Here is a 14,995-nt window from a genome sequence, read left to right on the forward strand (position 1 = left end):
GTCGGCAGTGGGCGCGCCGCCTTCCGGCCCGCGCATGACGGTGGTGCGGTCCGAGGGCACCGGCACCGGCACTTCCCCTCCGGAGTGCCGGGGCCGGTGTCCTCGTCCGGCCGCTGAGGTCAGGTCAGCGGCCGGTCCTGACGAAGTGTTCGAGCCGCCCGGCCTCGCGGCCCTCGAACGTCCGGTCAGGAGTGATGGGGGTGACGGTGACGTCGCCCTGCTGCAGCAGCCGGTAGTCGGCGTCGCGCTTGGTCTCGGGACGGCACTTGGGGTTGTCGGCGGCGCAGAGGGCGCCGCCGACGGTGAACGTGTCGCCGTTCGGGGCGGTCTGGGCGTAGCTGGGCTGGATCAGCTTCTGGCTGCCCACCGACGACCAGACGGTGCTCCGGGGCCGCTGTCCCTCGGCGAGGTACGGGTAGTTGACGTTGACGACGAAGTCGGTGGTCAGCAGCCCGCGATGGCGGAGGGAGGCGATGAAGGCGGCACCGAAATCGGCCGTCTGCCGGTAGGTGCGGTCGGCTACCTCCAGGGAGGTGGTGACCGTCGGGTCGTAGGAGCTGTTGAGGGCGACGGCGGGCGTGCCCTCCTCGATCGCGGCGAGAGCGGCGCTGACGGTGCCGGAATCGTTCACCACCGAGGCGACGTTGGGACCGAAGTTGCTGCCCGTGACCACGAGGTCGGGAGCCTTCGTCCAGCCCGCCTTGGCGGCGAGGCCGCCGTTCAGCGCGAGCCGGACGGTGTCGACCGGGGTGGCGCCGACGCTGGTGGCGTCGCAGGCGGTGGCGCCCTTGCACACCCCGAAGACGGCGCCGGCGGCGGGCGCGCCCGCGCAGTCCTGGCCGTATGCAGCGGGCAGGACCGTACGCCGCTGCACGGTGAGCGCGCCGCTGCCGGCGGCGCCCGTACCGGCGCCGCTCTGGTTGGCCCAGGGGGCCATGACGACGACGTCGGCTCCGGCGGAGCACAGCGCGCGGCGCACCTCGTAGAGGCCCTTGCCGTCGGAGGCGTTGGGGCGGGCCATCTGCATGGAGTCGTCGTTGCTCATCAGGATCCGCATCCCGGCGAGCGGCCTGCTGTCGTGGTGGTCGCCGGTTCCGGCGTTCGCGCTGCCGCTCAGCGGCAGGACGAGCGTTCCGGCGGCGAGCAGCGTCGTGACGGTGCCGCGGTGGTCACGGAGTCTCATCGCACACCCCGCACGCGCAGCACGAGGACGGCTCCCGCGAGGGAGACGACGGCGGCCACCGGGAACAGCGCCTCGTACCCGGCGGCGCTGACGATCCAGCCGGCGACGGTCGGGGCGAGGATCTGCGGGCCGGCGTTGGCGATGTTGATCAGGCCCATGTCCTTGCCCGCGTCCGCGGTGGCCGGCAGGACCTTGGTGATCAGGGCCATGTCGACGGCCATGTAGACGCCGAAGGCGACGCCGCCCGCGACGTTGTAGGCGACCATGCCGCCCTCGGTCGGCGAGATCATCGGAATGGTCAGCGCCAGCGCCGCCCCGATGCCGGAGGCCAGCACGAACGGCTTCATCCGGCCGACGCGGTCGACGAGCGGCCCGATCAGCACCACCGCGGCGATCGTGCAGACCGCGTTGACGATCATCAGGAACCCGACCGTCGGGAGCAGGTCCTGCGGCGGGATCTTGATGTAGTCGGCCAGCAGGTACATGTTGTAGGTCAGGACGACGAAGTAGCCGAGCATGACCCCCAGCCGGGAAAGGAAGGCCCAGATGAAGTCGGGGTGTTCCTTCGGGTTGACCCAGAAGTTGGACAGGAACGCCCGCAGGTCGAACTTCTGCCGCGGGAGGTCCCGGGCGGAGGCGTCGGGCGACACGACGGTGAAGATCAGCGCGGCCACGACGACACAGGCCGCGATCAGGTAGTAGCCCTTCTCCCCCGCGAACCGGCCGCCGAAGCCGCCGATGACCCCGTCGAGTCCGAACTTGCTGCCCGGCACACCGCCGATGACCAGCGCCGCGACGATGGTGCCGAGCGGCACGCCGAGTCCGACGAGGGCGGAGAACGTGCCGTACTTGGACTGCGGGACCCGGTCCGGCATACAGGCGGTGAGCGCCGCCTGGTAACCGTTCATGATGAACTGCACGACGCCCCAGCTCAGTCCGAGCATGGCGATCGAGTTCGCGTGCGCCTGGCCGATCAGCGCCAGCGCGCCCATCCCCGCGCAGAGCAGGATCCACGGGGCGCGGCGGCCGAAGCGCGATCGGGTGCGGTCCGAGAGCTGGCCGAATATCGGGTTGCCGACGGTCGCCAGGATGGCGCCCGTGGTGCTCGCCGTGGACAGCGCCCCCGTGTCGTTCGTGCCGGTGATCTGCGCGACCTGGATCGGCAGCAGGAAGCTGCCCACGCCCAGCCACAGCAGGTACAGGGCGACGTTCGCGAGCGGCAGCGTGACGTACAGCGGGCCCAGGCGGTAGCGGTTGACGGGGCGCATGACCTCGTCTGGACCTCCGGTCATGAGGACCGAAGACCCTTCTTCGGGAAGCAGTGTGCTCATCGGTGGACCCTTCAACGGAAGAGACAGCGGAACGGGGGCAGAGCGAGGAGAACGCGCGCCAGTAGTCGAACCGACCGGCTCCGGAAGCCGCGGCGGGGGCGTTGTCGGTGAGCGTAGATGACACGTGTCAGCAATGTAAGAGGTCGGTTCACGAAGCAATGGATCCGTGATGCACGACTGTGTGTTCAAGAAGTGAACACATCATTGCGACAGCGCCCGTTCCCGGCCCCGCTGTCCCCGGCTCCCGTCCGGGCCCCTTCCAGGGTTCGGGCTACCCGATCGGAGCCGTGCCCTCCGGCGGCGCGGCGGCCAGCCGCCGCAGGGTCCGGCCGCAGTGGCGGGCGTAGAGACGCTGGCAGGGCGGTATGAGCGGCCCGGCCAGGCGGGTGTACCAGCGGCCCGGACGGCTGAACGCGGTGACGCTGAACCGTACGGAGTCGTCGGCAAGGAGCTCCACGACGAAGGACTCCTCACCGCACTCCGGATGCCCGGTCAGCGTTCCGTAGGCGAAGCCGATCCGCTGGGCCTCGTAAGCGGTCCACACCACGCGGCAGGGAGCGGCGACCCGGAACGGCCCGACGCCGATCGCGCATTCCACCGCGATCCCGGGCTCCGCGCGCAGCGCACCGGCCCGGATCCGGACACCGGCCGCGCGGTGCATCCGCCAGCTGGTGACGGCGGCGCCCGCCCTCTCGAAGACGTCCCGGCCCCGTCCGATCACGACCTGGTGACGCAGGTGGTGGTATCCGTCGGGCAGTTCCTCGTGCCGAGTGGCGCCGAACTCGGGATAGTTCGGGACCGGGTCCCGGCCGGGACCGGCGTTCGCGACGGGCTTCCGCCCGGGGTTCCGCGTCATGCGGGGGTACCCGCCGTCGGAACGCACCGCACGGCACCGCCGCGGGCCGGTTCCGGCCCGTCGTCCGGCTCCGGTCGTCCACCGGGTTCCCGCCGGACGTCCGGCTTGCCGGCCGTCCGCTCGGCCGGCAGTTCGTCCCGCCATTCGTCCCGCTGCTCGTCCGGCTGTTCTTCCGGCCGGCGCAGGCGGCGCCAGGCGAGCACCGAGCACAGCGCGAAGCCGAGGGCGTTGCCGAGGCCGTGGGTCGCCGCCATCCAGGTCAGCGTGGGGTGCGGAATGCCGGTGGCCTCTCCCAGGGCCCAGCTCAGCGCGAGCAGCATCGTCACCAGGAGGACGGCCGCCGACGTGCCGAGCAGACCGCGGGTGAGCCGGTCGGGGGCGCCGGTGCGGATCTCGCGCCAGGTGAGAAGGCCAACGAGCCACATGCCGGTGGTGAGGACGACCGCTCCGGCGAGCTCCGCCCAGTCGTCGATGAAGTAGCCGGCCAGGACGAGCAGCGTTCCCACCGGCACGCTCAGCGCGGCGAGCCGGCCCGTGGTCCGGTCCGGGGTGGCGCGGCAGACCAGCCCGGCCATCAGAGCGGCGGTGAAGCCGGCGAAGTGGAAGTGCGGCACGGTGAGCTCGAGGATCTTCAGATCGAAGCCGAGGAGCCGGTGGCCCGAGCGCTCGGCGACCAGCGCCAGTCCCGCCACCGACGGGGTCACGAGCGCGGTGAGGACCGCGATCTCACGGGGTGCGAGCGACCGGGTGCGGGCCAGCCGCAGCGGGGCGGTGACAGCGAGGACCACGGTGGCGGCCGCGTAGACGGCGGCGAGCCCGGTCGCCGGACCGCCGCGCGGCAGCCACAGCGCCACACTCCCCGGCACGGCGCCGATCAGCCAGAACGTACGGACCGTGGTGATGCCCGGCCCGTGGATCAGCGTGAGTCCGCACGGGACCACGACGAGCATGCCCAGCATGACGATCAGGTTCACCAGAGCCGTCACGGCGCCCCACCCCTACATTGAACGCGTTCAATTCTCCCGTACGACGCCGACTGTACGCCGCGAACTGAACGCGTTCAACATGGCATGGACGAACCACCCCGACACCGCTCCGACGGCGTACCAGAACAGGTCGGGCGCGTTGAAGGTGGAGCCGAGGACAAGCCGCGCGAGCGTGCTGCGCGCGGACAGTTCGCCGGGCACCGTGCTGAGCTGCGAGAACTCGACGGCCCAGCTGACGCCGAGCGCGACCGCGGCGGCCACCAGCGGCCTCACCCGGGGCACGGCGAGGACGACCAGTGCGTGGAGCAGCACGGTGTACAGCGCGTCTCCGGCGTACTTGCCGACCGCACCCGACACGCCCGACGCGCCCGTGGCACCCGTGGCGCCCGCCCTGATGCCCAGGGCCACCGCGACCGTGAGAACGGCGGCGCCGGCCGCGAGCAGCCGGGTCGACAGTGGTCCGCCGCGTCTCCAGGAGTCGTTCATGCCGGAGACCTTATGCGGCGTGAGGGGCGGCGGGCGGCGGACCGCCGCCCCGCGGGCCCGGCGCCGCCGGACCGGGATCGGGTCGGCGCCGGACCGGGCCCCCGATGTCGCGCGCCCGAGCGACGGGGGCCCGGGTCGGCTACAACGACGCGGTCGTCCCGAAGACCCCGTCGTGGTGCACCAGCCCGGGGCCGGTGGCCGGGCCGCCGCAGGTCTCGACCTCGCCGACGACCTGCAGATGGTCGCCGATCCGCTGCCGCAGCGTCACCCGCGCGGTGAGCCAGGCCGGAACACCGCCGAGGATCGGGACCCCTTGGGGGGACTGCGTCCAGGGGACCCCCGCGAACCGGTCCGTGCCGCTGCGGGCGAACTGCTGCGCCAGCGCGACGTTCCCCGGGCCGAGCACATGTACCGCGAAGTGTCCGGCCTCCTGAACGGCGCGGGCGGTGGAGGCGGTGAGGCCGAGGTAGAAGGTGACCAGTGCCGGATCCAGCGAGACCGAGGTGAAGGACGTCGCGGTGAATCCGGCGGGACCGGGGACGGTGATCACCGTGACTCCCGCGGCATGCCGCCGCAGCGTGCGGCGCAACAGCGCGGCGGCGTCGGCCGCGCCGGCGGTGGGGGCGGACGGGACCGCGCGTTCAGTGGTGACGGTCATTCCGGGATCCTTCCGAGGACGTGGTGCGGGTCGGTCTCGACGGTGAGAACGGGGCTCAACTCCGCTCCCCCGCGCAGGCGTTCGAGCCACTGGACGACGGCTGCGGCCACGGTGCGGTGCGACGCGTCGTTCAGTACGTCGTGCAGTCCCCCGTGGACGATCCCGACGACCGCCCGCGGGAACCCCTCGGCCCGCCGCCTCGCCTCGTCGGCGGGGGTGAGCGGGTCGGCGTCGCCGTGCAGGACGAGCGCGGGGAGTGCGCGCGCCGTCAGCGACGTCGGTTCGAGCAGCTCCGCGCCGACAGGCGCGGACAGCGCTCCCCTGACGAACTCCGGGTCCGAGCAGAGGCGCTGGCGGTGCACCGGGCAGGCGGTACGGGCACCGAGTTCGTCCTGCCAGCCGGGCCCGTCGCCGGGCCGGTAACCGGCGGAGTCCCCGCTGGACACGATGCCGGACACGGCGGGCTCGGCGGTCCGGCCGGGGACGGCCACGGCCGGTTCGGCGGAGGCGATTCCCGCGAGGACCAGTCCGTCCACCGGCAGCCGCGGGTCCCCGGCGGCCCGCAGCGCCAGCAGCGCCCCGGTGTCCGCGCCGACCAGGACCAGCGGAGCGACGGGATCGGGCCCCGCCGCGTCCAGCAGCGCCCCGCCGACGCCGTCCGGTGTGTCCTCCAGACCAGGGCCCGTCGTGTGGACGGCGTACCCGTCGGCCGCGAGACGGCGGCCGAAGCGTTCGTAGACGCCGCCGTGTTCGCCGCGTCCGGGCAGCACCAGGAGGGTGCCGCGGGTGGTGACGCCCCCGGTGGGTGCCAGCTGTGCGTGACCGAGGTCGCGGTGGTGGTCAGGACGTCGGTCATCGCGCGCTGCCCGCGGTCGCGAGCGCGGCCGGCTCCGTACCGGCCGGAACGGTGTCGGCCGAGTCGTTGGCGGCCTCGCGGCGGGCGAGTTCCTGGCGGACCAGCGGGATGAGGTGGCGTCCGTAGTCGATGGCGTCGTCGAGCGGGTCGTAGCCGCGGATGAGGATGGTCGTGACGCCGATGTCGATGTAGTCGAGCAGGGCCTGCGCGACGGTCTCGGGGGTGCCGACCAGAGCGGTGGAGTTGCCGCCCGCGCCGGTGGCCTTGGCCGGAGCCGTCCACAGCGCCCGGTCGTGGCGGTCCGCCTTGGCGGCGGCCGCCAGCAGCCGCTGGGAGCCGACGTTCTGCGGTCCCTCGTCGCCGGTGAAGCGCCGGAGCTTGCCCACGAACGAGCCGCCGTTGCCGCCCTTGATGGTGTCGAGGATGCGGTGCGCGCGGTCCCAGGCGAGTTCCTCGGTCGGGCCGAGGATCGGACGGAACGAGACGCTGATGCCGGGGATGTCGGTGCGGCCCGCCTCGACGGCCGCCGCCCGGACGGACGCGATCTGCTCGGCGGTCTCGGCCAGCGGCTCGCCCCACAGCGCGAACGTGTCGGCGTGCCGGCCGCCCACCCGGTACGCAGCTTCGGAGGAACCCCCGAAGAACAGCGGAATGCCGGAGGCGCGGACCGGCAGGACGTCGCTGCGGTAGTCCTCGAACCGGTAGTGCTCGCCCTCGTGGCTGAAGGCCTCGCCGGAGGTCCAGGCGCGGCGCAGGATCCCGAGATATTCGTCGGTGCGCGCGTAGCGGTCCTCCTTGCCCAGGTAGTCGCCGTCGCGGCGCTGCTCGGTGTCGTGTCCGCCGGTGATGGTGTGGACGGCGACCCGGCCGCCGGAGAAGTGGTCCAGCGTCGCGAAGCTGCGGGCCGCCAGGGTCGGCGCGATGAAGCCCGGGCGGTGCGCGATGAGCAGGCCGAGGCGGTCGGTGCGGGCGGCGACGTGCGCGGCGACCTGAACACCGTCGGGGCTGCCGGAGCTGTAGCCGATGAGGATGCGGTCGAACCCCGCGTCCTCGTGGGCGCGGGCGAAGCGGACGGTGTAGTCCGTGTCGATGGCCGGGCCGTGGGCGGGCCGGGTCTCGGAGACGTCCTGGGTGCCGATCATGCCGATGAATTCGACGGACATGGGGATCAGTTGCCTTTCGGTGCGGCGGAGGGTGCGGAAGCTGCGGAGGATGAGGGGGAGTCGGAGGGTCCGGGTTCCGGGCGGTGGCGGGCGAGTGCGGTCCGGCCGGCGGCCAGCAGGACCGAGTCGTCCTGCGGGGTGTGCACCCGGCCGCAGAGGACGTCGCGGAGATGACGTTGCAGGGGGTTGTCGAGGGTGAGGCCGTGATTGCCGATCAGGGCGACGGCCTGTTCCACCGCGGTGATCGCGGCGCGGACGCCGAGGAGTTTGGCGATCCCCGCCTGTCCGACGGCTTCGGTGTCGCCCGTGTCGATCCGCGCGGCGAGCGCGTCGACCAGCGTGTCGGCCCCGACGAGAGCGGCTTCGATCTCGCCGACCGCGCTCTGGAAGCGCGGCAGGGTCGCCAGCGGCGCGCCGAGCGCGGTGGGCACCCGTTCATGGAGGAAGCCGGTGAGCCAGTCGCGGGCGGCTCCGGCGACGCCGAGGTAGAGGGCGGTGAGTCCGAGCGCGCCCCAGGCGCCGGCCACCGGGTCCGGGGCGGCGGGCCCCGGTTCCGCGAGCACGACGACGTCGCCGAGCGGGACGCGGACGGAGTCGAGGAGCACGTCGTCACTGCGGCTGGCGCGCAGCCCGAGGTGGTTCCAGGTGCGCTCGACGGTCAGGCCGGGGCTTCCCGCGCGGACGATGAAGGAGCCGACGCGTACCGGGTCCTCGTCGGTGCGCGCCCAGACCAGCAGCCGGCTGAGCCCCACCGCCCCCGTGGAGTAGATCTTGTGTCCGGTGAGCAGCCAGTCGTCCCCGTCCCGGCGGGCGGTGGTGGCGGGCAGTCCGCCGCGCACCGGGCTTCCCAGTTCCGGCTCGACCCGCAGCGCGTTGACGAGGGCCGGAGCGGCGGCGGCCTCGGCCAGCAGCTCCGCGTACCCGGCCCGGGGCCAGTTCGCGGAGCGCGCCTCGGCGGCGTGGGTGAACAGCGTCATGGCGGTGACCAGGGCGACGGCCGGATCGCCGCCGCCCAGCGCGCGCAGGATACGTACGGTGTCGGCCAGTCCCGCGCCGGGGCCGCCGTGCCGGGTGGCCACGGTGGCGGTGAGCAGGCCCGCACCATGGGCGAGCGCGAAGCCTTCGGTGGGGAAGGAGGCGTCCCGGTCGTGTTCGGCGGCCCGCAGGGCGAGCCGGGCGCGGATGCCGGGAAGCCGGTCGAGGTCCAGGGGCGGCAGGGCGGTCGGTGCGGCGGTGGTGGGCACGGTGTCTCCTTCCGGTCGGGGCGGGTGGTGGACATACGGCGGATGGGGAGGCGGGAGGCGACGTGGGACGGGATCAGACGAGCTCGCTGCGCCAGGTCGTGGCGTGATGGCAGGCGACCGAGCGCGCCCCGGGCCCGTCGGAGTCGACGGTGCCGAAGTCGTCGGACAGGGCGGTGCCGAGGTCGTCGGACAGGGCGGTGCCGGGCCCGTCGGACCGGACGGTGGCGGGCCGTTCACGGCACTCCGGTCCGGCGAAGCGGCAGCGCGGCGCGAACGCGCAGCCCACACCGTCCGGCCAGCGCTCCCGGTCGCCGGTGGCGCGCAACTGCGCCGGCAGCAGCCGGTGTTCACGCCGGACGCTGGGGCGGACGCGGTGAGCAGCGCCGTGTACGGGTGGCGCGGGTCCTCCAGCACCTCGCTGATCGGCCCCTGTTCGACGAGTTGGCCCCGGTAGAGGACCGCGACCCGGTCGGCGATCCCGGCGAGTGAGCTGAGGTCGTGCGAGATGACGATGACCGCGAGGTCGAGTTCCCGGCGCAGCCGGTCCAGCAGGTGCAGGACGAGGTTGCGGTTGGAGGCGTCCAGCGCGCTGACCGGTTCGTCGGTGATGAGCAGCCGCGGACGGGTGACGATGGCGCGCGCGACGCAGACCCGCTGCCGCTGACCGCCGGAGAGCTGGCCGGGGGTGCGTGGTCCCAGGGCGGCGGGGTCGAGCCCGACGCGGCTCAGGGCCTCCGCCACACGGGCGGCGCGCCGGTCGCGCGGGATGCCGGCCACCGCGAGCGGTTCCCCGACGATGCGGTCGACGGTCAGCTCCGGGTCGAGCGAGCGCAGCGAGTCCTGGAAGGTGAACTGGACCTGCCCGGTGCGGCGGAAGGCGCGCAGCGCGCCGCCGCGCAGGGCCGCGAGGTCCTGGCCGTCGAAGCCGATCCGGCCGGCCTCGGGCCGCACCAGGCCGACGGTGGCACGGGCCAGTGTGGTCTTCCCGGAGCCGGTCTCACCGATGATGCCGAGGATCTCGCCGGACCGGGCCGCGAGGTCGACGCCGTTCAGGACACGGGTGTTGGCGCCGCGGCGGCCGTACGACACGCTCAGCCCGCGGATGTCGAGCAGCGGCGCGGCAGTGGTGCCGGGTGCGACGGCGGGGGCGCTGTCCGTGGCGGTGCTCATACGGTGGCTCCTTCCTTGTACGCCGCGGCCCGCGACGTCTCAGCGGATCCGGACCCGGACCCAGCTCCGGACCCTGACCCTGACCCGGATCCGGACCCCGCCTCGGCCACGCGCAGGCAGCGGGACCGATGGCCGTCGCCCGCGGTGTGCAGGGGAACGGGTGCCGCGGTGCAGGCGGCGGTGGCGTAGGCGCAGCGGTCGGCGAAGCGGCAGCCGGGCAGTTCCGCGCCGGCCTCGGGCGGGCGGCCGGGGATGACGTCCAGTTCGCGGCGTCCCCAGGTGCCGAGCGAGGCGACGCGCAGCAGCGCCTCCGTGTACGGGTGCGAGGGTGCGGCGAGCACGTCCGCGGTGGGTCCGTCCTCGACGATCTCGCCCGCGTACATCACCAGAATCCGGTCGCAGACCTCGGCGACGACGGCGAGGTCGTGGGTGACCAGCAGCAGGGCGAGTCCGTGCTCGGTGCGCAGCCGGTGCAGGAGTTCCAGGATCTCCGCCTGGACCACGACGTCGAGTGCGGTGGTGGCCTCGTCCGCGATGAGCAGTTCGGGGTCGCAGGAGATCGCGATGGCGATGAGGACGCGTTGCAGCATGCCGCCGGAGAGTTCGTGCGGGTACTGGTGGTAGACGTCCTCGGGGTGGTGCAGCCCGACGTCGGTGAGGAGCTCGACGGCCCGGGCGTGCGCGGCGGCGCGGGACAGCCGCAGGGTGACCCGCAGTTGTTCGGCGAGCTGGCGGCCGACGGTGAGGGACGGGTTGAGGTAGGACGCCGGGTCCTGGAAGACCGCTCCGAGGCGGCTGCCGCGGACGCCGTCCCACTGACGGCGGGTCAGCGCGGTGAGTTCGATGCCTCCTTCGGTGCCTCCAGCGCCTTCGGCGGAGCCGTCGGCCGCGGTCCCGGTGAGGACGACCCGTCCTCCGGCGACCTCGCAGCCGGGCGGCAGCACGCCCAGCACGGAGCGGCAGGTGAGGCTCTTGCCGCTGCCGGACTCCCCCACCAGCCCGACGGATTCGCCGCGCGCCACGGAGAAGGACACCTCGCGGACGGCCCGCGAACGTCCGCCGCCGACCGTGACGGTGAGCCCCTCGACGGACAGCGCCGTCGCGCCGCGCTCGACAGCGCTCGCGGTGCCTCGTTCGGTGACGCGCTCAGGCGACGGGGACTGCGGCATCGGCCTGCTCCTTCCTGCTGGTGCGGGGCTCCTGAACGGCGGTGCGGAGGTCCGGCACCGGCTCGTCCCGGCCGGTGGGTCCGGCGGGTGCGGCGGGTGCGGCGGCCGGTACGTCCCGCGGCGGCTCGGTGGCGGCGCCGCTGTCGCGGATCGCGTCGGCGAGCACGTTGAGCGCACCGACGGTGATCATGATCACCGCGGCGGGGAGCAGCGGGGCCCAGGGCTGCTGGGCGAGGAAGCCCAGGTCGGCGGCGAGCATGCCGCCCCAGGTCGGGGCGGGCGGCTGGACCCCGAGGCCGAGGAAGGTGAGGGAGGCGACGACGAGGAGGGCCTGGCCGACGGCCTGGGCGGTGGTGACGGCGACCGTCGGCAGGATCTTGCCCCAGATGTGGACGCGCAGGATCCACCAGGGGGAGGCGCCCACGAGTTCGGCCGCCTCGACGTACTGGGCCTGCTTCAGGCCGAGTGCGGCGGCCCGGGTGACCCGGAAGAACAGCGGGGCGAACAGCACGCCCAGCGCCAGCATCGCCTGGTGCATCCCGTTGCCGAGCGCCCCGACCACCGCGATGGCGAAGACCGTGAACGGCAGCGTCATCAGGGCGTCGACCGCCCGCAGCGCGGTCCACTCGACCCCGCGGCCGAGCCAGACCGACGCCAGGCCGGGCAGGATGCCGAGCGCCATCGCGGCGGCGACCGCCTCCAGCGCCCCCGCCACCGACAGGCCGGTGCCCGACAGCAGCCGGCTCAGCACGTCGCGCCCCAGGTAGTCGGTGCCGAGCCAGTGCGCGGCGCCGGGACCGTGCAGCATGTTCGCGGTGTCCTGGGCCAGCGGGTCGTAGGGGCTCAGCGCCCCGCCCGCGACGGCCAGCACGGCGACACCGGCCAGCACGAGCAGGGCCAGGCGCGCCGCACGCAGCCGCCACGCCCGGCGCAGTGACCTCATGATCCGTTCCCTTCGACAGCCGGTGCGGCCCGCCGGGCCGCCGGGTTGAGGGCGGTCAGTGCCGCGTTCACCGCGACGTTGGCGATGAGCACGACGGTGACGGTGACGAGCAGGGTGCCCTGGATGACGGGGATGTCGTGCTGCTGGGCGGACTGCAGGGAGAGTTGTGCGATCCCCGGCAGATTGAAGATCCGCTCGGTGACCACCGCGCCGCCGAGGATCACCGGCACGCTCATCCCCAGGACGGTGAGCGCCGGTCCCGCCGCGTTGCGCAGTACGTGCCCGAACAGCACCCGCCGTGCGGAGAATCCGCGCATCACCGCGCCGGTCACGTAGTTCTCGTCGAGTGCGCCGACGAGTGAGGTCCGCAGCTGGCGGGCGATGGACGCGGCGGCGTCGACGCTCAGCGCGAAGGCGGGCAGGATCGCGTACCGCAGCCAGCCGGCCGGGTCGGCGGAGAAGGCGACGTAGCCGCCGCTGGGCAGGGCGCCCAGTTGGACGGAGAACACGACGATCAGGGCGATCGCCACCACGAACGCGGGCAGCGTGCCCAGGACCGAGCAGACCAGGGTGACCCAGCGGTCGATCCGGCCGCCGGCGTGCAGCGCGGCGGTGATTCCGGCGGCGCCGCCGAGCAGCACCGCGATCAGCAGGGCGAGTCCGGCGATCGACAGGTCCACCGGCAGCGCCTGACCGATGCTGTCGGACACCGGGAGGGTGGTGAACCAGGAGCGCCCCAGGTCACCGGTGAGCGCATGGCCCAGCCAGCTGAAGTACTGGACGATCAGCGGGCGGTCGAGACCGAACTGGTGCTGCATGCGGCTGATGTCGGCGGGGGTCGCCGTCTCCCCCAGGACGGCGGCCGCCGGGTTGGCGCCGGACAGCGCGCCCAGGCCGAAGGTGAGGAACGAGGAGAGCAGGAAGACGGTGCCGCTGACGGCCAGCAGCCGGCCGAGCGGCCGCGGGGCCGCGGCGGCCCGGCGCGCGAGCCGCGGCAGCGATGCCCGGAAGGCAGGCGCTGAGGCGCTCATGACGCGGTGACCCCCTCGAAGCGCTGCACCACGGTGAAGGCGGGGATCTCGGAGACCTTCGGGCTGCGGGCCAGGATGCGCGGAACGGTGTAGAGGAAGACGTTGGGCATCGACCGGACGGCGATCGAGGTGGCCTTCTGCAGCAGCCCGGGATAGTCCGGGGACTCCAGCGGCGTGCGCCGTACGACGTCGAGCGCCGCGGTGAGTTCGGGGTCGACGGTGCGGCCCGGGTTCATCAGCCCCTGCTCGCCGAAGAGCACCTGGAAGGCCTGCACGGCGGAGTCACGTCCGGCGAACTGGTCGGTGAACAGCGCCCGCGAGTGCTGGATGTAGATGATCTGGGTGGCCTGGGCCGCCGGTATCACCTCGATCTTCGCGGTGATGCCGACCTTCTTCAGCTGCGCCTGGACGAGTTCGGGCACACCCTGCGCGGCCGAGGTCGTGATGGTGAGTTCGACGCTGTCGGCGTGCCCCGCCTTCGCGAGCAGCTCCCTGGCCTTCTGCGGGTTGTACGGGTAGAGGTCGTCCAGTTCGTCGTTGTGGCCGACGTAGCCCTTCGGGAAGGGCTGGTAGCTGACCTCCCCGTGACCGAACGCGGTCGCCTTCAGGAGTTCCTGCCGGTCGATGGCGTACTTCAGCGCCAGCGCGACATCCGGGTCGGTGAAGGGCGCCTTCTTGATGTTGACGTCGAGTGTCGCCACCACCAGCGACGGAATCACCTGCACCTGGAGCCCGGCGGCCTTCGCCGCCTCGACCTGACTGCCGGGGATCTGCGCGACGTTGTACTGCCCCGACTGCAGGGCCGCCACGACGGTGGAGGGTTCGGGCAGCGGATAGACCTCGAAGTTCTCGGTCTTGATCCGGGCGGCGTCCCAGTAGGTCGGGTTGCGGCGCAGTACGGCGCGGGAGTTCTGCACGTACGAGGTCAGGGTGAACGGTCCGGCGCCGGCCGGCTTGGTGGCGAGTGCGGCGGCGTCGGCTCCGGCCTCGAAGGCCTTCGGGTTGACCACCATGCCGGTCTTGCCCGCGAACAGGGCCGGGAGTTGGAAGTCGGGCCGCGCGAGGCTGATGGTGACGGTGCCGGCGTCGGGTGCGGTGACCGTCTTGATGTTCGCCAGCTGTGCGGCGATGAGTGACTTCGGGTTGTCCCGGCCGCGTTCGATGCTCTTCTTGACGGCGGTGGCGTCGAGCGGGGTGCCGTCGCTGAACGTCGTCCCCTTGCGCAGTGTGAAGGTGACCGAGGTGCCGTCGGCGTTGTACTTCCAGGACTCGGCGAGGGCGGGAACGGGGTCGCCCTTCTCGTTCTCCTTGGTGAGTCCGGCGTAGACCAGCGACAGGACGTGCACGTCCCAGCCCGCCGAGGACGTCACCGGGTCCCATGAAGTGGGCAGCGCCCAGCCCCACTTGAGGGTTCCACCGGTGCCGCCGGCGGTGGCCGGGGTGGCGTCCGAGCCGCAGGCGGCCAGGGTGAGGACGGCGCCCGCGCCGAGGGCGAGCCCGAGGAACGAACGTCTGCCGAGGCCCGCGGGGAGCGTGCCGGGCCGGTCGGCGTCTGCGGTGGTGGAGGGGGTGCGGAAGATCTGCATGGGCGTGCGCCACCTTTCTCGGCCGTGCCGGACATGCCGGGCGGGGGCATGGGGGCAGGGCCGTACGGCGCCTCGTCGGGTACCGAGGGCGCGGAAGGATTCGGAGTGAGGGTGTGCGGAACGTGCGGAATCGGCGGACGAATGCGCGGGTGCACGTGCAGCGGTACGGCGACGAGGAGGGGCCTGGAGCAGGCGGCAGCGGCGGCGCCGTCAACAGGGGAACGGGGACGCCACAGGACTCGCACGGACGGCCGTCCGTGCGACCGGTGGGCGGCCGGCCCGCGTCAGCGGGTCAGATGCCGGTCGGGCTTCGCCGGGGCTGGGGGCCGGGTG

Annotated in this window: 12 protein-coding genes and 1 pseudogene; all 13 read right to left on the reverse strand. The window is 73.2% G+C overall.

Annotated features, from left to right (window positions below; genetic code table 11):
- Positions 1-124: 124 nt before the first annotated feature.
- On the reverse strand, positions 125-1,183 hold the full coding sequence (locus LNW73_RS00515) for a 5'/3'-nucleotidase SurE (protein ID WP_250988397.1): 1,059 nt from the start codon (positions 1,181-1,183) through the stop codon (positions 125-127).
- Entirely contained in the window at positions 1,180-2,475 is a 1,296-nt protein-coding gene (locus tag LNW73_RS00520; protein WP_250979288.1) for an MFS transporter, read from the reverse strand. The genes LNW73_RS00515 and LNW73_RS00520 overlap by 4 nt, the downstream gene beginning before the upstream one ends.
- Positions 2,476-2,785: 310 nt before the next feature.
- Positions 2,786-3,370 (reverse strand): DUF1990 family protein, encoded by a 585-nt coding sequence (locus LNW73_RS00525; RefSeq protein WP_250988398.1) that lies wholly within the window; start codon positions 3,368-3,370, stop codon positions 2,786-2,788.
- A 179-nt stretch (positions 3,371-3,549) separates the two neighbouring features.
- Positions 3,550-4,356, reverse strand: a pseudogene (locus LNW73_RS00530) (YndJ family protein); the annotation flags it as partial.
- Between the two features lie 27 nt (positions 4,357-4,383).
- Positions 4,384-4,842, reverse strand: coding sequence for a ribosomal maturation YjgA family protein (locus LNW73_RS00535; protein ID WP_250988399.1), 459 nt, complete (start codon positions 4,840-4,842; stop codon positions 4,384-4,386).
- A 139-nt stretch (positions 4,843-4,981) separates the two neighbouring features.
- Positions 4,982-5,500 carry a flavin reductase family protein gene (locus tag LNW73_RS00540; RefSeq protein WP_250988400.1) on the reverse strand — a complete coding sequence of 173 codons (519 nt, stop codon included), beginning with the start codon at positions 5,498-5,500 and terminating at the stop codon, positions 4,982-4,984.
- A complete protein-coding gene (locus LNW73_RS00545; RefSeq protein WP_250988401.1) occupies positions 5,497-6,270 on the reverse strand; it encodes a serine aminopeptidase domain-containing protein in 774 nt (257 codons plus the stop codon). The genes LNW73_RS00540 and LNW73_RS00545 overlap by 4 nt, the downstream gene beginning before the upstream one ends.
- Positions 6,271-6,352: 82 nt before the next feature.
- Positions 6,353-7,519, reverse strand: a complete 1,167-nt coding sequence (locus LNW73_RS00550; RefSeq protein WP_250988402.1) for an LLM class flavin-dependent oxidoreductase — start codon at positions 7,517-7,519, stop codon at positions 6,353-6,355.
- Positions 7,520-7,524: 5 nt separating this feature from the next.
- Positions 7,525-9,933 carry an ATP-binding cassette domain-containing protein gene (locus LNW73_RS00555; protein ID WP_250988403.1) on the reverse strand — a complete coding sequence of 803 codons (2,409 nt, stop codon included), beginning with the start codon at positions 9,931-9,933 and terminating at the stop codon, positions 7,525-7,527.
- On the reverse strand, positions 9,930-11,102 hold the full coding sequence (locus LNW73_RS00560) for an ABC transporter ATP-binding protein (protein ID WP_250988404.1): 1,173 nt from the start codon (positions 11,100-11,102) through the stop codon (positions 9,930-9,932). Before LNW73_RS00560 ends, LNW73_RS00555 begins: the two co-directional genes overlap by 4 nt.
- Positions 11,080-12,045, reverse strand: a complete 966-nt coding sequence (locus LNW73_RS00565; protein WP_250988405.1) for an ABC transporter permease — start codon at positions 12,043-12,045, stop codon at positions 11,080-11,082. Before LNW73_RS00565 ends, LNW73_RS00560 begins: the two co-directional genes overlap by 23 nt.
- A complete protein-coding gene (locus LNW73_RS00570; RefSeq protein ID WP_250988406.1) occupies positions 12,042-13,076 on the reverse strand; it encodes an ABC transporter permease in 1,035 nt (344 codons plus the stop codon). Before LNW73_RS00570 ends, LNW73_RS00565 begins: the two co-directional genes overlap by 4 nt.
- Entirely contained in the window at positions 13,073-14,662 is a 1,590-nt protein-coding gene (locus LNW73_RS00575; RefSeq protein ID WP_250988407.1) for an ABC transporter substrate-binding protein, read from the reverse strand. The genes LNW73_RS00570 and LNW73_RS00575 overlap by 4 nt, the downstream gene beginning before the upstream one ends.
- Positions 14,663-14,995: the final 333 nt, after the last annotated feature.

This window comes from Streptomyces sp. RKAG337 (assembly GCF_023701715.1).
Taxonomy (GTDB): Bacteria; Actinomycetota; Actinomycetes; order Streptomycetales; family Streptomycetaceae; genus Actinacidiphila.